The organism is Pedococcus sp. (assembly GCF_036000045.1).
Taxonomy (GTDB): domain Bacteria; phylum Actinomycetota; class Actinomycetes; order Actinomycetales; family Dermatophilaceae; genus Pedococcus.
Genome location: NZ_DASYGF010000054.1, coordinates 1 through 17,557, shown reverse-complemented (window position 1 = coordinate 17,557; position 17,557 = coordinate 1). Strand labels below are relative to the sequence as shown.

Below are 17,557 nucleotides of genomic sequence, written 5' to 3'. Positions count from 1 at the left end.
CGCCAGATCCAACCGCGCCCCCGACGCCGTCGACTCGATCGAGCGCACCTCCCCCACGATCAGCCCCCGGATCTTCACATCCGACGACACCTGCATCTGCGACCCGATCCGATCCGTCAACAACGTCACATGCACCACAGGGACGAAGACCTTCTGGAACGAAGCGATCGACAGGGCCACGAGGAGCGCGACGACGGCAATGAAGCCCACGCCGTAGGCATGGTTGCCCAGTCGCCCCATGAGGCCGGTCTTTGACTGCGCCATCCGCTATCCCGCGATCCGCACGGTGGTGGTGGCGCCCCAGACAGCCAGGGAGAAGAAGAAGTCGACGATGTTGATGGCCACGATCGAGGTGCGGACGGCCTTGCCGACCGCGACACCCACCCCGGCCGGGCCGCCCGAGGCGTTGTAGCCGTAGTAGCAGTGGATCAGGATGATCACGACCGCGAAGACCATGACCTTGAGGAAGGAGTACAGGACGTCGATCGGCGGCAGGAACAGGTGGAAGTAGTGGTCGTAGGTGCCCGCCGACTGGCCGAAGTAGTGCACGACGATGAACCGAGTGGCTCCGTAGGAAGACAGCAGGCCGAGGACGTACAGCGGCACCACGGCCACGAACCCGGCGATCATGCGGGTGGTCACCAGGAACGGCAGCGACGGCACGCCCATCACCTCGAGCGCGTCCACCTCCTCGGAGATGCGCATGGCGCCCAGCTGGGCGGTGAACCCACAGCCGACCGTGGCGGCGAGCGCCAGGCCGGCGACCAAGGGGGCGATCTCACGAGTGTTGAGGTATGCCGACACGAAGCCGGTGAAGGCGCCGGTGCCGAGCTGGTTCAGCGAGGAGTAGCCCTGCAGGCCCACCTGGCTGCCGGTGAAGAAGGCGAGAAAGGCGATCACCCCGACGGTGCCGCCGATCACCGATAGCGCGCCCGAGCCCAGGGAGACCTCGGCGAGCAACCGGACGACCTCCTTCTTGTAGCGCCGGATCGTCCGACCGCTCCAGGCGAGGGAGCGCACGTAGAAACGCATCTGCTCGCCGAGGCTGTCCAACGCCTCCAGCGGACGACCTGCCAGGTCAAGAACCTTGCTCATGGGTGCACCTGCTCAGATCTTCTGGGGGACGACTTGGAAGTACACAGCGCTGACAACGAAGTTGACGACGAACAGGAACATGAACGTGATGACCACGCTCTGGTTCACGGCGTCGCCCACGCCCTTGGGGCCGCCACCAGCGGTGAGACCCTTGTATGCGGCCACGACCGCGGCGATGAAACCGAAGATCAGCGCCTTGACCTCGCTGGTCCACAGGTCGGCGAGCTGAGCCAGCGCAGTGAACGAGGCGATGTACGCCCCCGGCGTGCCGTGCTGGATGATCACGTTGAAGAAGTAGCCACCTGCCACGCCGACGACTGAGACCAGGCCGTTGAGCAGCACCGACACCACCATGGCAGCGAGCACGCGGGGCACCACCAGCCGTTGGATCGGGCTGATCCCGAGAACCTCCATGGCGTCGATCTCGTCGCGGATCTTGCGCGAGCCGATGTCGGCACAGATCGCCGAACCACCGGCGCCTGCGATGAGCAGCGCCGTGACGATGGGCGACGCCTCACGAACGACCGCGAGCACGGACGCGGCACCGGTGAACGACTGGGCGCCCAGCTGGCGGGTCAGCGTGCCGAGCTGGAGGGCGATGACCGCGCCGAACGGGATGGAGACCAGCGCCGTCGGCACGATGGTCACCGAGGCGATGAACCAGCACTGCTGGATGAACTCCTTGGTCTGGAACGGCCGCTTCGGCAGGGACCGCATGACGTCCAGGACCATGGCGAACAGCGATCCGCTCTGGCGGAGCGCACCGACGGCAGGGTTCTTCACGACATCGCCTCGGAGTACGGGTCGACCTGCGGGGTCTCGGAGGGCCCTGGGACCACCTCAGTGGGCTGCTCCTCGTGTGCGGCGTGCACCCCGACGACACCGGCGTTGCCCGACAGGAACGATCCGGGCGGTGGGGTGATGCCGTTGGCCCGGCACCAGTCGCCAGGCGGGCGCTCGGCGCGGCGGGGGGTTTTGTCGCTGGTCTTGAGCTGCAGCGGGATCGGGGGCAGTGGCGGCAGCTCCTGGCCGCGCTCCTGGGCCAGCTCGTCGGCGTCCTTCTCTTCGGACATCCCGATCGGACCGATCGTCTGGGCGTTGAGGAACTGGCGGACCACGGGCTCCTCGGAGCTGAGCAGCATCTCGCGCGGGCCGAACATGGCCAGGTGACGGTGGTAGAGCAGGCCGATGTTGTCCGGGACCGTCCGGGCCGTGTTGATGTCGTGGGTGACGATCAGGAAGGTGGCATCGATCTGGGCGTTGAGGTCGATGAACAGCTGGTTGATGTACGACGTGCGCACCGGGTCCAGGCCCGAGTCGGGCTCGTCGATCAGCAGGATCTCGGGGTCGAGGACCAGAGCTCTGGCCAGCCCGGCCCGCTTGCGCATCCCGCCCGAGATCTCGCCGGGCAGCTTGCCCTCGGCACCGCTGAGGCCGACGAGCTCCATCTTCTCCATGACGATCCCGCGGATGTCCGACTCGGACTTCTTGGTGTGCTCGCGAAGCGGGAAGGCCACGTTGTCGTAGAGGTTCATCGAGCCGAACAGCGCACCGTCCTGGAACAGCACGCCGAAGAGCTTGCGGACCTCGTACAGGTCGTGCTCGCGCAGCCGGGTGAGGTCACGGTCCTGGATCCAGATGGCGCCCGAGTCCGGCTTGAGCAGCCCGACGAGGGTCTTGAGAAACACGGACTTGCCGGTGCCGGACGGACCCAGCATCACGGAGATCTCGCCCGCGGGGAGAGTCAGCGTGACGTCGTTCCAGATCACCTGCGAGCCGAAGCGTTTGGTCAGTCCTTCGACTTTGATCTCGACGCCCACTGCTCACCTCGTCGTTGCAAGACGGGCATGACCACATCACTGTGGACTGCCCCCGGTTCATTGGGGATAACGACCGGGTGATGCCGAGGTTACGGCCCAGTACGCCCCACGGCACCTCCAGCCGCCCAACACGCCGAACCTCAATACGGGGCATACCGGGGCACACGAAGCCATCGCAAGCAAAGAGCGGGCCCGACCCGAAGGTCGGACCCGCTCTCTGTGCGGTGCTGTGCTCCCCCTGACGCGGCAGGGGAAGCTCAGGTCACTTGAGGGTGACGGTGGCCCCGGCGCCCTCGAGGGCCTCCTTGGCCTTGTCCGCGGCAGCCTTGTCGACCTTCTCCAGGACGGGCTTGGGGGCGCCGTCAACGAGGTCCTTGGCTTCCTTCAGGCCGAGGGAGGTCAGCGAGCGGACCTCCTTGATGACCTGGATCTTCTTGTCACCAGCGGCCTCGAGGATGACGTCGAACTCGTCCTGCTCCTCGGCAGCGGCGGCCTCGCCGCCACCAGCCGGGGCGCCGGCCGCGGCAACCGCGACGGGGGCGGCGGCGGTGACGTTGAAGGTGTCCTCGAACTGCTTCACGAACTCGGAGAGCTCGATGAGGGTCATTTCCTTGAAGGCCTCAAGGAGCTCGTCGGTGGAGAGCTTCGCCATGATGGGCGTCCTTTCTGTTCTTACTTCGGGTATGCCGTGAGTGGCGGTTTGGTGGTTGAGCGGGCTCAGCGCGGGGCTGGGCTCAGCTCGCGTCGCCACCCTCGGCGACGTCTGCAGCAGCCTCGGCCGGAGCCTCGGCAGCGGGGGTCTCCTCGGTGGCCTCGGCAGCCTCGGCGGCGGGAGCGGCGGCAGCAGCCACCGGGCCCTCGGCCTCGACCTTGGCCCGCAGGGCCTCGACGACGCGCGCGGTCTGCGACAGCGGCGCGGCGAAGAGGTAGACAGCCTGGCTGAGCGACGCCTGCAGGGCACCGGCCAGCTTGGCCAGGAGAACCTCGCGGGACTCGAGGTCCGCGAGCTTGGTGATTTCCTCGGGGGTGAGGGCCTTGCCGTCCAGGACGCCGCCCTTGATCACGAGGAGGGGGTTCGCCTTGGCGAAGTCACGCAGGCCCTTGGCAGCCTCGACCGGGTCACCATCGACGAAGGCGATGGCGGACGGGCCGACGAGCTTGCCATCGAAGGCCGTGACTCCGGCCTCCTTGGCGGCGAGCTCGGTGAGCGTGTTCTTCACGACGGCGAAGGTGGCGTTCCCGCGCAGCGAGTTGCGGAGCGTGGTGATCTGCTTCACCGAAAGCCCGCGGTACTCGGTCAGCACGGCCGCACCAGAGCTACGGAACTTGTCCGACAGCTCGGCGATGGCGGCAGCCTTGTCAGCCTTGGCCATGGGGCCTCCCTTCCGTGTGTGGTGATGGACCACCGGGCAGTGAAGGCGCCACATGAGAAAGGCCCCGGCACAGGGCACGGGGCACACGGCATACCGAGAACTGAGTCGGTATCCGGTTGTCGCGGCCTGCGCTGGCGCCCACCTCAGGTGGACCTTCGGTGTCGTGCCCACCATCGGTGGGCGCGACACAACCAAGCGGTCTTTGGTCAGGGACCAGCGTACGGGGCGCTCGGGCTGGGACCAAATCGTCCCTGGCTCGAGCCTCCCCCACGACCCCCGGCGTAACGGCAGCTCTCGTGGCCGAAGAGGCCTTTCCACCACGAGACCTGGCGAGGGGCCAGAAGTCGTGGCGAGCGTCAGCCCGCCGGGACCTGGAAGCTGCCCACCTGGTCCGCGGGAGGCGTCTGGATCGTGACGGGCGTGCCCCAGCCGCCGAACGTGACCTTGACGTCCTGGCCCCCGGCGACGACGTCCATCTCGGTGGGGCGGTCCTGGGCGTCGAGGGTGTAGCGGGCCTTGACGAGCCCGACCGAGGGCGCCGCCGACTGGCCGGTCGTCCCCGCGAGCTTGGACGGGTCGATGGTCACGTCGTACTGCGTCGCCGTTGCGGACGTGCTCACCACCTTCGCCTTGGTGCCCTGCAGGACCTTGGCCAGCTGGCGCGGGTCGCCCATGTTTCCGGTGAGGCCGGCGAACATCTTGCTCACCGCGTCCTTGGCCTTCGGGTCGATCTTGACCCACGGCTTGGCGGAGCCGGGCAGGCCCTTCATGTAGATCAGGCCACCCGTGGAGACGATCTGCATCGCCTGGCCCTGGATGGTCATGGCCATCTGCTGCTGCATGGAGCCGGAGCTGATGACGAACGACCCGCTGACCTTGCCGATGGCTGCGAGGTCCATGGTGATGCTTCCCGAGCCCGCCTTGACCATCGCGGCGGTCATGCGCATCGCCAGGGCCGCCCCGTCGACGGTGTCACCTGGCTTGAGCGCGGCACCCGCGGCCGACGACGTGGAGGTCGTCGACGTGCTGCTCGACGGGGCGGTCGGGTTCCCGCAGGCGCTCAGCGCGAGCGCCCCGGACAGGGCAACGGCAGCGAGCGAGACGGTCTTCACGAAAGGTTCTCCCCAATGGTTGGCGGGCGGATCAGGCCTCCGCCGGACCGGTCCACACTAACCCCACGGTCGGCGCCCCCAAGCGCACGCCGGGTGACCGACCACGCGGCATACACCCCTGCCTCCACCGCTGGCAAGGAGCCATAGGAACCCTGAATACCCCCTTGAGGCGACCGCTTGGTGATGTCAACGTCGCACTTCCAAGGGAAAAAGGGGGCACATGCAAAGGAACAGAGACGGCCGCCTCCTACGTGACCTGCACGTCACGAGGAGGCGCCTCATGATTCGGCCCACCCCCGCACAGTGGCGCCGCGAGGCGGGGCTCCTCGCTCTGACCCTGACCGTCGCCTTTGCCACCCCACCATTCTTCGACTTGCCACCACTCAACATCCTCAGTGCGCTCTTGGTCGCGCTGCACCTCGGGACCCGGGTGTGGCGGTACCGCGGTCACGAGCCTCACGAGCCTCATCCCAGCTGACCTGGCAGCGTCAGAGCCCGTCACCTCAACGGAGGTGACGGGCTCTGGTGCGGGTCCCGGACGCCGACTGAATGCGAACTTGTCCGGTGCCTTCAGGCAGTGGCCTCGTCCTCGACCAGCAGGTTGCGGGTGCGGTTGTAGTCCAGCGGGATGCCGGGGCCCATCGTCGTCGTCATCGTCGCCTTGGTGATGTAGCGGCCCTTGGACGCCGACGGCTTCAGACGGAGGATCTCCTCGAGCGCGGCGCCGTAGTTCTCCACGAGTGCCTTCTCGTCGAAGGAGGTCTTGCCGATGATGAAGTGGAGGTTCGCGTGCTTGTCGACGCGGAACTCGATCTTGCCGCCCTTGATGTCGGTCACGGCCTTGGCGGTGTCCATGGTGACGGTGCCGGTCTTCGGGTTCGGCATGAGGCCACGGGGACCCAGCACCTTGCCGAGACGGCCGACCTTGCCCATCATGTCCGGCGTCGCGACGACGGCGTCGAAGTCGAGCCAGCCGCCCGCGACCTTCTCGAGGAGGTCGTCGGAGCCGACGAAGTCCGCGCCGGCCTCGCGAGCCGCCTCGGCCTTGTCACCGTTGGCGAAAACCAGGACCCGTGCGGTCTTGCCCGTGCCGTGGGGCAGGTTGACGGTGCCGCGCACCATCTGGTCCGCCTTGCGCGGGTCGACACCGAGGCGCATGGCGACCTCGACGGTGGAGTCGTACTTGGTGGCCGAGGTGTCCTTCGCGAGGCGGACGGCCTCGAGGGGGGCGTAGGCCTTGGCCGGGTCGATCTTCTCCGCGTTGGCGCGGTAGGTCTTGCTGCGCTTCATTGCTGCTCCTTGATATGCAGTGACTTCAGTGGAGTTGTGGTCAGTCGGACCAGCGCTGGCCCTGCCACGGTGGTGCTGTCCCGCAGGCTGCGGGTAGGAGGTAGAACGGTCAGAGCTCGGTGTCGATTCCCATCGAACGCGCGGTGCCGGCGATGATCTTCATGGCCTGCTCGACGTCGTTGGCGTTGAGGTCTTCCATCTTCTGCTCGGCGATGGCGCGGACCTGGTCGGCCGACAGCTTGGCGACCTTGGTCTTGTGCGGCTCGCCGGAACCCTTGGGCACACCGGCGGCCTTCTTGATCAGCTCAGCGGCCGGCGGCGTCTTGGTGACGAAGGTGAAGGACCGGTCCTCGAAGACCGTGATCTCCACGGGGATGACGTTGCCGCGCTGGGACTCCGTCGCCGCGTTGTACGCCTTGACGAACTCCATGATGTTGACGCCGTGCTGACCGAGGGCCGGGCCGACGGGGGGTGCCGGGGTGGCCGCACCGGCCTGGATCTGCAGCTTGATGAAGCCGGAGATCTTCTTGCTCTTGGGGGGCATGTCTGGTGTTCCTTCTGTTGTGGTGTGGGCCTACGCCGTGGGCGATGACCCGGTTGCATGTCCGCGGGGTGCCGCGGGCAGGTGCTGCCGTGCGCTCAGATCTTGGCGACCTGGTTGAACGACAGCTCGACCGGGGTCTCCCGGCCGAAGATGGAGACGAGCACCTTGAGCTTCTGGGTGTCGGGGTTGATCTCGGAGATCGTGGCGGGAAGGGTCTCGAACGGCCCCTCCATGACGGTGACCGACTCGCCCACCTCGAAGTCGACGACCGCGACCTCCTTGGCCTTGCCGGTCGCGCCGCCCCCGACCCCGGCCGTGGCCGGGCTCTCGAGGTCGGCGGGGGCCAGCATGGTGAAGACCTCGTCGAGGCTCAGCGGCACGGGCTGGTGGGCGTTGCCCACGAAGCCGGTGACGCCGGGGGTATGCCGGACGGCGCCCCACGACTCGTCGGTCAGGTCCATGCGGACCAGGACGTATCCGGGCATCCGGACACGGCGGACCAGCTTCTTCTGGCCGTTCTTGATCTCGGTGACCTCTTCCATGGGCACCTGAGCCTCGAAGATGTAGTCCTCCATGTTGAGGGAGGTCGTCCGGTTCTCGAGGTTGGCCTTCACGCGGTTCTCGTAGCCGGCGTAGGAGTGCACGACGTACCAGTCGCCGAACTGCGAGGCGAGCTTGTCCTTGAACTCCTGGACGGGGTCGACCGGCTCGGCCGGCTCGGCCTCATCGGTCTGCTCGGCGACGTCGCCGGCCTCGCCGAACTCGGGCGCGAGCGTGGCGTCGCCGTCGGACACGGCAGCCTCGTCAGACACGGCAGCCTCGTCAGAGACGGCGGTCTCGGGGGCCTCGGGCGAGACCGTGGCGTCGCCGGAGGTGGCCTCGTCGTCGAGCACGGGCTCGGCGTTCTCGGTGGTCCACTGGTCGGACACGCTGATGACCTACTTCCTTCTGGAGTGCGGACCGGGTCTCCCCGGTCAGTGCGGCGAACGCGGGGGGCTAGCCGCCGAAGACCCACAGGACGAGCTTGGTGAAGCCGAAGTCCACGGTGGAGACCAGCGCCATCACGAACGTCACGAACACGATCACGACGATCGTGTAGTTGATCAGCTCCGAACGCGTCGGCCGGACGACCTTGCGCAGCTCGTCCAGGATCTGGCCGACGAACAGCGAGACCGCTCGGAAGAACCGGGAGAGCGGGTTGCCGTCCTTGCGACGTGGGCGACCGGTACGACCAGAGCCGCGGGTCTGCGCGCTCACGTCCGTCACGTTGCCTCTGCTTTCACTGCCGTATGCCGCGCTGCCGGGTCGGCACCGCAGGTCCTGCTATGCAGGGCAGGAGGGACTCGAACCCCCAACCGCCGGTTTTGGAGACCGGTGCTCTACCAATTGAGCCACTGCCCTACGGAACCACTCACGGGGTGGAGAAGTTCCGGGCCGGTCGACCAGCCTGATTCCGGGCACGCCGGAAGCATGGCCAATGTCAACCGAGGATGAAGCATACGTGAGGCACCGCGCCCAACGCGAACTCGCGGTATACGCACCCTCATTGCGGGCCCAGGAGGCGACCCGCAGGAGCGTGACCAGGCGGCGGACGCCCACTGCACGGCGAACCCCGGTCAATGGGAGCATGGAGCACGTGACCGAGCAGACCGCCACCTCCGCCACCGCGACCACCACTCTCCTCGCCGAGCGCTCCCGCGCCGCCCTCGAGGCCTTCGCCCAGGAGCAGCAGGCCGCCTACGACGACCTCCGGGCGCGCGGGCTCAGCCTCGACCTCACCCGGGGCAAGCCGGCCGCCGCGCAGCTCGACCTCAGCGACGAGCTGCTCACCCTCCCCCGCGGCAGCAAGGACGCCCACGGCGTGGACACCCGCAACTACGGCGGACTCGAGGGCATCCGCGAGCTGCGTGAGATGTTCGCCGAGCTGCTGTGGGTCGACCCCGAGGAGATCGTCGCAGGTGGCAACTCCAGCCTGGTCATGATGCGCGAGGTGCTCGTCGACCTCTGGCTGCACGGGGCCGTCGACAGCGAGCGCCCCTGGGGCCAGGAGGAGAAGGTCACCTTCATCTGCCCGGTCCCCGGCTACGACCGCCACTTCACGCTGCTGAGCTGGTTCGGCATCGACATGGTGACCGTTCCCATGAACGACGACGGCCCCGACGTCGAGGCGGTCGCCCGGCTGGTCGCCGACGACCCGAGCATCAAGGGCATGTGGCTGGTGCCCACCTATGCCAACCCCACCGGCGCGGTCACCACCCAGGAGGTCGCCGCCCGCCTCGCCGCGATGCCCACGGCAGCGCCCGACTTCAAGATCTTCTGGGACAACGCCTACGCGTTCCACCACCTGACCGAGAACGAGGCCAAGAGCGCCGACATCCTCAGCCTGGCGGCCGCGGCAGGTCACCCGCACCGCCCCATCATGTTCGCCTCGACCTCCAAGATCACCCTCGCCGGGGCCGGCGTCGCGTTCCTGGCCGGCTCGCGCGACACCGTCCGCTGGTACGTCGGGCATCTCGGCAAGGGCGCCATCGGCCCCGACAAGGTGAACCAGCTGCGGCACTCCCAGTTCTTCGGCTCGGCCCAAGGCGTCCGCGACCACATGCTCAAGCACCGCGCGATCATCGCGCCGAAGTTCGCCGAGGTGGAGCGCATCCTCAGCGAGCGCCTGGGCGGGCTGGGCGTGGCCACGTGGACGACGCCGACCGGCGGATACTTCGTCAGCCTCGACGTCCTGGACGGCAGCGCCTCACGCGTGGTCGGGCTCGCCAAGGCGGCCGGCATCGCGCTGACCCCGGCCGGCTCGTCATTCCCTCACGGCGACGACCCGCGCGACCGCAACATCCGCCTGGCCCCGACCTTCCCACCGCTGGAGCAGGTCACCGAGGCGATGGAGGCCGTCGCGACGTGCGTGCTGCTCGCCTCGGCCGAGAGGTTGCTCACGACCGCCTGAGGATGCGGGGCGTATGCCGCCAGCCTCACCTTGCGGCGAGCCCCCACCTCGCGCAAGGTGGGGGCATGAGCGATCAGCCTGGAACCGAAAGCATCGAGGACGACCTCGGCAGCTACAGCGTCGACGACGCGACCGACTCGGGCAGCGGCCAGGAGGAGCTGCTCGACTCCAGCGAGGGCGACAACGAGCCGTGGTCGCCGCCCGACCTGCAGCCGCGCAACACCGAGTGGGGCACGACGGCGTCCGAGCAGGCCCAGGACGAGACCATCGACCAGCGCATCAACCAGGAGGAGCCCGACCCCGGCACCGCGTACGGCGCTCCTGACAACGAGAGCGGCCTGGACCGCAGGCCAGGTGACCGAGTGGGCGGGGACGACCCCGATGCCATCGCGGCCGAGGACGACTGGCTGGGTGACTCGGAGGTGGGCGACGCCGAGGCCGGGGAGCTCGTCGAGCCGGACGAGGGCGTCCGCACCGACACCGAGAAAGAGCTCGACGCCCGTGAGGCCGGCCCCGGGGACGGCCCCGAGGACGCCGCCATGCACATCGTGGAGACCTGAGCACCAGTCGGTCCTCAGGGCATGGCGACCAGTGCCAGACTGCTCGCCATGCCGCGCCCGGTCAGCACCCTTCCCAAGGCACATCTGCACCTGCACTTCACCGGGTCGATGCGCGTCGAGACGGTGCGCGACCTGGCTGCCAAGCACGGCCTCGCCCTGCCCGACGCCCTCACCAGCGGCTGGCCGCCGAAGCTCAGCGCCCGTGACGAGCGTGGTTGGTTCCGGTTCCAGCGGCTGTACGACGCAGCCCGGGCCTGCGTGCGCGACGAGTCGGACCTGCGCCGCATCGTCCGCGAGGCGGCGGAGGACGACGCGGCCGAGGGTTCCCGCTGGCTGGAGATCCAGGTCGACCCGACCTCCTACGCACCCTTCGTCGGCGGGATCACCCCGGCCCTGGAGATCGTCCTCGACGAGGCGCGCAAGGCCTCGACCGAGGGCGCGACCCAGGTGGCGGTCGTGGTCGCCGCGAGCCGGGTTCGGCACCCCCTGGACGCCCGGACGCTGGCGCGGCTGGCCGCGACGTATGCCGGTGACGGCGTGGGGACCGTGGTGGGCTTCGGGCTGAGCAACGACGAGCGCCGCGGCGTGACCCAGGAGTTCGCTCCCGCCTTCGAGATCGCCCGGCGCGCCGGGCTGGCGTTGGTGCCCCATGCGGGCGAGCTGCTGGGGCCCACCTCTGTCGAGACCACCCTGGAGGCCCTGCGCCCCGACCGGATCGGTCACGGGGTGCGCTGCGTGGAGGACCCTCGGGTCCTGGAGCAGGTCGCCGCCGCCGGAGTCGCCCTGGAGGTCTGCCCACGCAGCAACGTGGCCCTCGGCGTCTACGCGAACGCCGAGGAGGTGCCGCTGCGCACGATCGTCGAGCACGGCATACCGGTTGCTCTGGGAGCCGACGACCCCCTGCTGTTCGGCTCTCGCCTCGCCGACCAGTACGAGCTGGCCCGCCAGGCACTCGATCTCGCGGACGAGGAGCTGGCCGATCTGGCCAGGGGGTCCCTGCGAGCCTCCCGCGCCCCGGCCGACCTGAAGGACGCGGCCCTGGCCGACGTCGACGCCTGGCTCGCGAACCCTGCCGCTCCCTGACCCTGGGTCATGGATGCGCGGCTACAGCTCGTGGCCGACGAACACCGGCTCGTTGACCAGGGTCACCCCGAACGCCTCGTGGACCCCGGCCCGGATCTCGCGCGCGAGCGCTGCCACGTCGGCGGCGCTCGCGTCACCACGGTTGGTGATGGCCAGGGTGTGCTTGGTGGACAGGGCCGCCCGGTGCGGCGGGATCGAGTGCCCCTTGCCGAAGCCCGCCTGGTCGATGAGCCAGGCCGCCGAGGTCTTGATGCCACCGTCGGCGTCGGGGAAGCGGGGCGGCATCGGCCCGTCGGCGCCCAGCCGCCCTCGGGCCCGGGACTCGAGGTCGGCGAAGCGCCCCGCCGACAGGATCGGGTTGGTGAAGAAGGAGCCGCAGGACCAGGTGTCGTGGTCGGCCCCGTCGAGCACCATCCCGCGCAGCCGGCGCTGGGCGAGGACGGCCTCGCGCGCCTCCGCCAGGGGCACCCGCTCGCCCGGGGACACGCCCAGCTGTCGCGCCAGGTCGGCATACGCGATGGGCTGGCTGAGATCGCTGGGGGTGAGCTGGAAGAGGACGTCGAGCACGACGTAACGCGTCGTGGCCTTGAACAGGGAGTGCCGGTACGTGAAGCGGCACTCGTGGGCGACGAGGGTGCGCACCTGCTGTTCGGCGCGGTCCCACACCCGTACCGAGGCGATCGTCTGGGCGACCTCCTGCCCGTAGGCGCCGACGTTCTGGACCGGGGTGGCACCGGCCGAGCCCGGTATGCCGGACAGCGCCTCGACCCCGGACCAACCCTCCCCCACGGCCCGAGCGACGAGCTCGTCCCACACCGCGCCGGCGCCGACCCGCACCATCACGCCTGCGCACAGGTCGGAGGACTCGACCGTGATGTCGTCGTGGGCCACCCGGACGACCGTGCCGGGGAAGCCGTCGTCCGCCACCACCAGGTTGGACCCGCCACCGAGCACGAGCAGTGGCTCGTCGGCGTCGTCGACCTCGCGGACCGCGTCCACCAGCTCGTCGATGGACTCGGCGGTCACGAGCCGCGCGGCCGGTCCGCCCACCCGCATGGTGGTCAGCGACGCCAGGGGGACATCGTGCTCTTCGCGCATCGAGGGCGGGTCAGTCGAGCTGGACGACGGCCACGCAGCGTCCGAGGACCTTGGCCCCGTCACTGGTGGCCGTGAGCTCGACGGTGGCGCGACGGGACTGCTCGTCGAGCGACTTCACCTCGCCGCTGACCTCGACCTCGGCGCCGGACCGCGGCACGACGACGGGCTTGGTGAACCGCGTGCCGAACTCGACGACCCGGCCGCCGTCGCCGGCCCACTCCTCGACGACCGACCCGGCGGCGCCCATGGTGAACATGCCGTGCGCGATCACGTCGGGCAGGCCGACGGACCTGGCGAAGGCCTCGTCCTGGTGGATGGGGTTCTGGTCACCGGAGGCGTTGGCGTAGGCCACGAGCGTCTCGCGGGCCACGGACACCGTCACGGGACCGATGGTGTCGCCGACGCTCGTGTCGGCCAGGGTGCGGGCAGCCATGGTCACTCTCCTCCTCGGACGACGATGGTGGAGGTGGAGGTGCACAGCGCCTCTCCGGCCTCGGTGGCGAGCTCGGTGCGGGTCGTCACCATGGCGTGGCCGCCGGCCTCGCGGACGGAGTCCACGGTCAGGGTGCCGACGACGGAGTCGCCTGCCGTGATGGGCCGGTGGTGGACGAACCGCTGCTCGCCATGGACGACCCGGCTGTAGTCGATGCCCGACTCGGGGTCCTCGACCAGCTGCCGGTCGCAACGCTGGGCGAGGGTCACGGCGAAGGTGGGCGGGGCGATGACGTCGGCGTAGCCGGCCGCGCGGGCGGCCTCCCCCGAGGTGTGCACCGGGTCGGTGGACCCGACTGCCGCGGCGAACGCCGCGAGGGCCGCGGCGTCCACGGCATACGGTCCGCTGGGTGGGTAGGTGCGCCCGGCAAAGTCAGGATTCACGGCCATGGGGGCCACTCTAGAGGCACACGAAAACGGCCCGGGACCGTGAGGTCTCGGGCCGTCGGCGGTGCCGCTGGGGTCAGCGGGTCTCGCGGTGAAGGGTGTGGTGGCCGTCGCGCGGGCAGTACTTCTTCATCTCGAGCCGGTCGGGGTTGTTCCGACGGTTCTTCTTGGTGATGTAGTTGCGCTCCTTGCAATCCACGCACGCCAAGGTGATCTTGGGGCGGACATCTGCGCTCTTGCTAGCCACGGGGCAACCTGCTCTCGAAACCGACTGTGAATGACTGGTGGGCCGCGCGCCGCGGTGACGCAGTGGCGACGCATCAGAATACGCGAGTCCAGGCCAAATCCTGAAATCGCGGCCGTAGCGGGAGCGGGGCTCGATCCCGCGACCTCACGATTATGAGTCGTGCGCTCTAACCAGCTGAGCTACCCCGCCATGGGGTGCGGCGTCTGATGACGCCGTCCCAGAGCCCCCTGTCGGAATCGAACCGACGACCTTTTCCTTACCATGGAAACGCTCTGCCGACTGAGCTAAGGGGGCGCGCTCGACCGCTCGGCGACCTCGCGGAAGTGCGACGGTGAGACTACACGGTGCGGTCCCCTCACTGAAAATCGAGGGTATGCCGCGGGGACTACCCGGCGCGACGAGGCGGGAACCGCCTAGTGGCGCGGGTCGATCAGCTCCGAGATCCGGGCGATGGCATAGGCGTAGCCGCTGGGGCCGCACCCCACGATCACCCCGTCACAGACCGACGACAGGTAGGAGTGATGGCGGAAGCTCTCGCGACGGTGGACGTTGCTCAGATGCACCTCGAACACCGGGAGGGACACGGCTGCCAGGGCGTCGTGCAGGGCGACCGAGGTGTGGGTGTAGGCACCCGCGTTGACCACGATGCCGGCCGCCGTGTGTCGCACCTCGTGGATGGCGTCGATCAGCGCACCCTCGTGGTTGCTCTGCCGGAAGTCCACCTCGAGACCGGCGAGACCGGCAGCCTTGCGGCACAGAGCCTCGATGTCGGCCAGAGTGGCGTGCCCGTAGATGTCGGGCTCTCGCTCGCCGAGCAGGTTGAGGTTCGGCCCGTTGAGGACCAGGACGGTCGACTGGCTCATGCCGGTCAGCCTAGGCCAGCCGGACTCCTTTGGATCCCGAAGTGTGAGACATCATCCGAACGGCTGGGCTACGGAGCCTCGGTCCCGTCCTCGACCCGCTCGAGCACCTCCCGGGTGCCCGAATGCCCCTCCTCGACGTAGACCCGGCCGTGCTGCGCCTCCATGGCGACCGACTCGAGCCAGCGGCGCGGCTGGGGACCGATGCCGCGTGCGGCCAGGGCGGCCTCGAGCCGGGTCACGAGGTCAGCCACCGGCAGGCCCTCCCCCGCCGTGACCACCTCGGCGATGGCCTCCTGCATGAGGACATGACGGTGGCGGTGCTCGTCGAGCTCGGTCTCGTCCATGGATCCCAGGCTGCGGTCGGACTCGGTCACGGGTACTCCTCGGGTCTCGGGTTCTCGACTTCTCGGGTGTCTCTGGTTCGTGTCTCTGGTTCTCGCTGCCTACCCATCACGGGGCCGGTCATGCGCCGGCTCACCCGTCAGCCAGGCCTGCCTCGATCGCAGCGATGATGCGGGGCCGGAGCTCGTTCGCGGCGATCACAGCGTCGACCGACCCGACGCTGACGGCGCGACGGATGCTGTGGACGCTGTCGAACTCCGCTGCCACCTCGCCGAGCTTCTCGGCGCGCACCGAGGTGCGCAGCTCGGCGAGCTGGGTCGCGAGCGCGGCCCGTTCGGCCCCGCTGGCCTGGGCCAGCCGGGCCTCCAGGGACGTCACCCGAGGGTCCGCAGCGGCGCGCGCGTCGACGTCGCGTGAGAACACCACCGCGGCGGCGGGCGCGCCTCCGAGCACCGAGGCGAAGGACCCGTCGACCGCCAGGACGGTCATGCGAGGGTTGAGCGCCTTGGAGAAGACCACGAACGCGCCGCCGTGGTAGCGGCTGACGACGCAGAAGACGATCGGCCCCTGGAAGTTGACGACCGCTCGCCCGATCTCCGCGCCATACTCCAGCTGCAGGCTGCGCATCGACTCCGGTGAGCCGTCGAAGCCGGACAGGTTGGCCAGCACCACGACGGGGCGGTTGCCGCTGGCCGCGTTGATAGCGCGAGCGGCCTTCTTGGACGACCTGGGGAACAGGGTGCCTGCCGTGTAGACGTCCGGTCCGTCGGTGGGCGGAAACCCGCGCCGGGCCACGGTCTTGGACTCGATGCCGACCATGCAGACCGGGAAGCCGCCGACATGGGCGTCCTGCACGACCGCCGTCTCGGCATCGGCCATGCCGACCCAGCGCTCCAGGGTCGGGTGGTCCTGGTCGGCGAGGGCGGCCATCACCGTGCGGATGTCGAAGGCCTTCTTGCGGTCGGGGTTCGCAGCGGACGAGAAGATGTCGCCGACGGTGGTGAACCCCGAGTCAGCCAGCTGGTGCGGGTATGCCGTGACGTCACGGTCGATGGGGTCGCTCGTCGCGGCTCGTCGAGGTCCCGGCTCCCCCGGGTGCACGTAGGCATGGTCGTAGTGCGCCATGAGGATGTCGCGCGCTCCGGCGAGGTCAGGCGCCCAGTACTGGGCCTGACCGTTCGGCCCCATCACCCGGTCGTATCCACCGATGCCGAAGTTGTCCTCGGCCGACACGCCTCCGGAGAAGTCGAGGGACTGCTTGCCGGTGAGGACCATGGCGCTGTCGGGCGTCATGACCAGGATGCCTTTGGTGTGCATCAGCATGGTGGCCTCGGCGTTCCAGTACGGCTGGGCGCCGACATTGATGCCGGTGACCACGACGTTGATCTCGCCGCCGTCCTGAGTGAACTCGACGATGCCGCGGAGCGCCCGGGAAATCCAGTCCATCGTCTCGGTGCCAGAGTCCATCGAGATCTTCGCTCCGGCCGAGATGGCGAACCACTCCACCGGGGCGCGCAGCTGCCGTGCCAGCTTGATGGCGGCGAGCACGCGGCGGCACTCCGGTTCGGCCAGCGCGCCCAGCGCCTGCGTCGGGTCGCCCAGCAGCACGACCCGGCGCATCCCCTTGGGGTAGCGCCTGGTCGGCGTGCTGACCACGCCGAGCACGAGGTTGGCGGTGTTCAGCCCGGGTTCCCGGTCCACCGGCACCGGGGCGCCGCTTTCGTCCAGGTCGTACTCGGTGAACGTGCCCGGGGCGCCGCCCTGATCCGGCGAGCGGGTGATCAGCGGGATGAGCTCATACGGGTACACGGTGCCGCGGCGGCGGGCCCTGATCACCTTCTGCGTGTAGGCGTTCAGCTCCCGCAGCGGCCCGGTCGACGGGGCGGTGACGCGCAGCGTCAGCCCGGCCCCCGGCGGGCGGGACAGCCGCAGCATCAGCTCGCGGCCTTCGGCGTCGCGGAACTGCACCAACACCTGCTCGAGTCCCAGCCCCTCGGTGCGCGGCGCCAGTGACCTGATGACCTGGCCCAGCTCGGCGAGCGGGGTCTCCACGGTCGGCCACACGTACAGCTTGATGCGGTTCCAGTCCAGCCGGGCCAGCTCGCGGTCGGCGGACCGGGCCGAGCGCAGGCTGTCCAGGCAGGCGTCCAGGATGCGCTCGAGCTGCGGCAAGCCGGTGACCCGGCCCGCGTCGTCCCGCACCATGGTGAGGTCGCGCACGTCGGCCAGGGCCATGAGCCGCTGGTCGTCGGGCATTTCGCGGCCCCGGATGCGGAACAGGTGCACGTCCGGTGCCGCGGG

Annotated in this window: 21 protein-coding genes, 3 tRNA genes and 1 pseudogene; 4 read left to right on the top strand and 21 right to left on the bottom strand. The window is 69.2% G+C overall.

Annotated elements, in window-relative coordinates; translation table 11 throughout:
• The 7 genes and pseudogenes from VGN50_RS08765 to VGN50_RS08735 all read right to left on the bottom strand — a co-directional run.
• Positions 1–264 (bottom strand): annotated as a pseudogene (locus VGN50_RS08765) (mammalian cell entry protein); the annotation flags it as partial.
• A gap of 3 nt (positions 265–267) precedes the next feature.
• Positions 268–1,095 carry an ABC transporter permease gene (locus tag VGN50_RS08760; RefSeq protein WP_327444367.1) on the bottom strand — a complete coding sequence of 276 codons (828 nt, stop codon included), beginning with the start codon at positions 1,093–1,095 and terminating at the stop codon, positions 268–270.
• A 12-nt stretch (positions 1,096–1,107) separates the two neighbouring features.
• Entirely contained in the window at positions 1,108–1,827 is a 720-nt protein-coding gene (locus VGN50_RS08755; protein WP_327444368.1) for an ABC transporter permease, read from the bottom strand.
• A gap of 47 nt (positions 1,828–1,874) precedes the next feature.
• On the bottom strand, positions 1,875–2,915 hold the full coding sequence (locus VGN50_RS08750; RefSeq protein WP_327444366.1) for an ABC transporter ATP-binding protein: 1,041 nt from the start codon (positions 2,913–2,915) through the stop codon (positions 1,875–1,877).
• A gap of 262 nt (positions 2,916–3,177) precedes the next feature.
• The gene (gene rplL, locus VGN50_RS08745) at positions 3,178–3,567 is read right to left on the bottom strand and encodes a 50S ribosomal protein L7/L12 (protein WP_327444365.1); all 390 of its coding nucleotides are present in this window, start codon (positions 3,565–3,567) and stop codon (positions 3,178–3,180) included.
• Positions 3,568–3,649: 82 nt separating this feature from the next.
• On the bottom strand, positions 3,650–4,288 hold the full coding sequence (rplJ, locus tag VGN50_RS08740; protein ID WP_327444364.1) for a 50S ribosomal protein L10: 639 nt from the start codon (positions 4,286–4,288) through the stop codon (positions 3,650–3,652).
• Between the two features lie 356 nt (positions 4,289–4,644).
• Positions 4,645–5,400: a hypothetical protein gene (locus VGN50_RS08735; protein WP_327444363.1), complete on the bottom strand. Its 756-nt coding sequence runs from the start codon at positions 5,398–5,400 to the stop codon at positions 4,645–4,647.
• Between the two features lie 280 nt (positions 5,401–5,680).
• Between VGN50_RS08735 and VGN50_RS08730 the strand changes: the two genes are divergently transcribed.
• Entirely contained in the window at positions 5,681–5,878 is a 198-nt protein-coding gene (locus VGN50_RS08730) for a hypothetical protein (protein WP_327444362.1), read from the top strand.
• Between the two features lie 92 nt (positions 5,879–5,970).
• Here VGN50_RS08730 and rplA read toward each other — a convergent pair whose 3' ends face one another.
• The 5 genes from rplA to VGN50_RS08705 all read right to left on the bottom strand — a co-directional run bounded on the left by rplA (position 5,971) and on the right by VGN50_RS08705 (position 8,635).
• Positions 5,971–6,690: a 50S ribosomal protein L1 gene (gene rplA, locus VGN50_RS08725; RefSeq protein ID WP_327444361.1), complete on the bottom strand. Its 720-nt coding sequence runs from the start codon at positions 6,688–6,690 to the stop codon at positions 5,971–5,973.
• A 109-nt stretch (positions 6,691–6,799) separates the two neighbouring features.
• Entirely contained in the window at positions 6,800–7,234 is a 435-nt protein-coding gene (gene rplK / locus VGN50_RS08720) for a 50S ribosomal protein L11 (RefSeq protein WP_327444360.1), read from the bottom strand.
• Between the two features lie 95 nt (positions 7,235–7,329).
• Positions 7,330–8,163, bottom strand: a complete 834-nt coding sequence (gene nusG / locus VGN50_RS08715) for a transcription termination/antitermination protein NusG (protein WP_327444359.1) — start codon at positions 8,161–8,163, stop codon at positions 7,330–7,332.
• Between the two features lie 67 nt (positions 8,164–8,230).
• Positions 8,231–8,491: a preprotein translocase subunit SecE gene (gene secE / locus VGN50_RS08710; RefSeq protein WP_414694585.1), complete on the bottom strand. Its 261-nt coding sequence runs from the start codon at positions 8,489–8,491 to the stop codon at positions 8,231–8,233.
• A gap of 71 nt (positions 8,492–8,562) precedes the next feature.
• Positions 8,563–8,635: transfer RNA gene (locus tag VGN50_RS08705), tRNA-Trp, on the bottom strand.
• Between the two features lie 235 nt (positions 8,636–8,870).
• Here VGN50_RS08705 and VGN50_RS08700 point away from each other — a divergent pair.
• The 3 genes from VGN50_RS08700 (at position 8,871) to VGN50_RS08690 (ending at position 11,827) form a co-directional block, all read left to right on the top strand.
• Positions 8,871–10,184 carry an aminotransferase gene (locus VGN50_RS08700; protein ID WP_327444357.1) on the top strand — a complete coding sequence of 438 codons (1,314 nt, stop codon included), beginning with the start codon at positions 8,871–8,873 and terminating at the stop codon, positions 10,182–10,184.
• 65 nt (positions 10,185–10,249) lie between these two features.
• Entirely contained in the window at positions 10,250–10,744 is a 495-nt protein-coding gene (locus tag VGN50_RS08695; RefSeq protein ID WP_327444356.1) for a DUF5709 domain-containing protein, read from the top strand.
• A gap of 48 nt (positions 10,745–10,792) precedes the next feature.
• Positions 10,793–11,827 (top strand): adenosine deaminase, encoded by a 1,035-nt coding sequence (locus tag VGN50_RS08690; protein ID WP_327444355.1) that lies wholly within the window; start codon positions 10,793–10,795, stop codon positions 11,825–11,827.
• A 21-nt stretch (positions 11,828–11,848) separates the two neighbouring features.
• Here the strand turns inward: VGN50_RS08690 and VGN50_RS08685 are convergent, their stop codons facing one another.
• The 9 genes from VGN50_RS08685 to VGN50_RS08645 form a co-directional block, all read right to left on the bottom strand.
• Positions 11,849–12,925: a UDP-N-acetylmuramate dehydrogenase gene (locus tag VGN50_RS08685; protein ID WP_327444354.1), complete on the bottom strand. Its 1,077-nt coding sequence runs from the start codon at positions 12,923–12,925 to the stop codon at positions 11,849–11,851.
• Between the two features lie 10 nt (positions 12,926–12,935).
• Positions 12,936–13,358, bottom strand: a complete 423-nt coding sequence (locus tag VGN50_RS08680; RefSeq protein ID WP_327444353.1) for a MaoC family dehydratase — start codon at positions 13,356–13,358, stop codon at positions 12,936–12,938.
• 2 nt (positions 13,359–13,360) lie between these two features.
• Positions 13,361–13,807 (bottom strand): FAS1-like dehydratase domain-containing protein, encoded by a 447-nt coding sequence (locus VGN50_RS08675; RefSeq protein ID WP_327444352.1) that lies wholly within the window; start codon positions 13,805–13,807, stop codon positions 13,361–13,363.
• Between the two features lie 73 nt (positions 13,808–13,880).
• Positions 13,881–14,051: a 50S ribosomal protein L33 gene (rpmG, locus tag VGN50_RS08670; RefSeq protein ID WP_327444351.1), complete on the bottom strand. Its 171-nt coding sequence runs from the start codon at positions 14,049–14,051 to the stop codon at positions 13,881–13,883.
• Positions 14,052–14,166: 115 nt separating this feature from the next.
• Positions 14,167–14,240, bottom strand: a tRNA-Met gene (locus VGN50_RS08665).
• 32 nt (positions 14,241–14,272) lie between these two features.
• Positions 14,273–14,345, bottom strand: a tRNA-Thr gene (locus tag VGN50_RS08660).
• Positions 14,346–14,464: 119 nt separating this feature from the next.
• On the bottom strand, positions 14,465–14,914 hold the full coding sequence (gene aroQ, locus VGN50_RS08655) for a type II 3-dehydroquinate dehydratase (protein ID WP_327444350.1): 450 nt from the start codon (positions 14,912–14,914) through the stop codon (positions 14,465–14,467).
• Between the two features lie 68 nt (positions 14,915–14,982).
• Positions 14,983–15,288 carry a hypothetical protein gene (locus tag VGN50_RS08650; RefSeq protein ID WP_327444349.1) on the bottom strand — a complete coding sequence of 102 codons (306 nt, stop codon included), beginning with the start codon at positions 15,286–15,288 and terminating at the stop codon, positions 14,983–14,985.
• A 100-nt stretch (positions 15,289–15,388) separates the two neighbouring features.
• On the bottom strand, positions 15,389–17,557 hold a 2,169-nt coding region (locus tag VGN50_RS08645; RefSeq protein ID WP_327444348.1), incomplete at its 5' end, for a carboxyl transferase domain-containing protein.

What these genes read in the sequence shown, in the direction of transcription:
- VGN50_RS08760 (WP_327444367.1), bottom strand. Translation starts at nt 1,095, where the DNA reads ATGAGCAAGGTTCTTGACCTGGCAGGTCGTCCGCTGGAGGCGTTGGAC.
- VGN50_RS08755 (WP_327444368.1), bottom strand. Translation starts at nt 1,827, where the DNA reads ATGGTCCTGGACGTCATGCGGTCCCTGCCGAAGCGGCCGTTCCAGACC.
- rplL (WP_327444365.1), bottom strand. Translation starts at nt 3,567, where the DNA reads ATGGCGAAGCTCTCCACCGACGAGCTCCTTGAGGCCTTCAAGGAAATG.
- rplJ (WP_327444364.1), bottom strand. Translation starts at nt 4,288, where the DNA reads ATGGCCAAGGCTGACAAGGCTGCCGCCATCGCCGAGCTGTCGGACAAG.
- VGN50_RS08730 (WP_327444362.1), top strand. Translation starts at nt 5,681, where the DNA reads ATGATTCGGCCCACCCCCGCACAGTGGCGCCGCGAGGCGGGGCTCCTC.
- rplA (WP_327444361.1), bottom strand. Translation starts at nt 6,690, where the DNA reads ATGAAGCGCAGCAAGACCTACCGCGCCAACGCGGAGAAGATCGACCCG.
- rplK (WP_327444360.1), bottom strand. Translation starts at nt 7,234, where the DNA reads ATGCCCCCCAAGAGCAAGAAGATCTCCGGCTTCATCAAGCTGCAGATC.
- VGN50_RS08695 (WP_327444356.1), top strand. Translation starts at nt 10,250, where the DNA reads ATGAGCGATCAGCCTGGAACCGAAAGCATCGAGGACGACCTCGGCAGC.
- VGN50_RS08690 (WP_327444355.1), top strand. Translation starts at nt 10,793, where the DNA reads ATGCCGCGCCCGGTCAGCACCCTTCCCAAGGCACATCTGCACCTGCAC.
- VGN50_RS08685 (WP_327444354.1), bottom strand. Translation starts at nt 12,925, where the DNA reads ATGCGCGAAGAGCACGATGTCCCCCTGGCGTCGCTGACCACCATGCGG.
- VGN50_RS08680 (WP_327444353.1), bottom strand. Translation starts at nt 13,358, where the DNA reads ATGGCTGCCCGCACCCTGGCCGACACGAGCGTCGGCGACACCATCGGT.
- VGN50_RS08675 (WP_327444352.1), bottom strand. Translation starts at nt 13,807, where the DNA reads ATGGCCGTGAATCCTGACTTTGCCGGGCGCACCTACCCACCCAGCGGA.
- aroQ (WP_327444350.1), bottom strand. Translation starts at nt 14,914, where the DNA reads ATGAGCCAGTCGACCGTCCTGGTCCTCAACGGGCCGAACCTCAACCTG.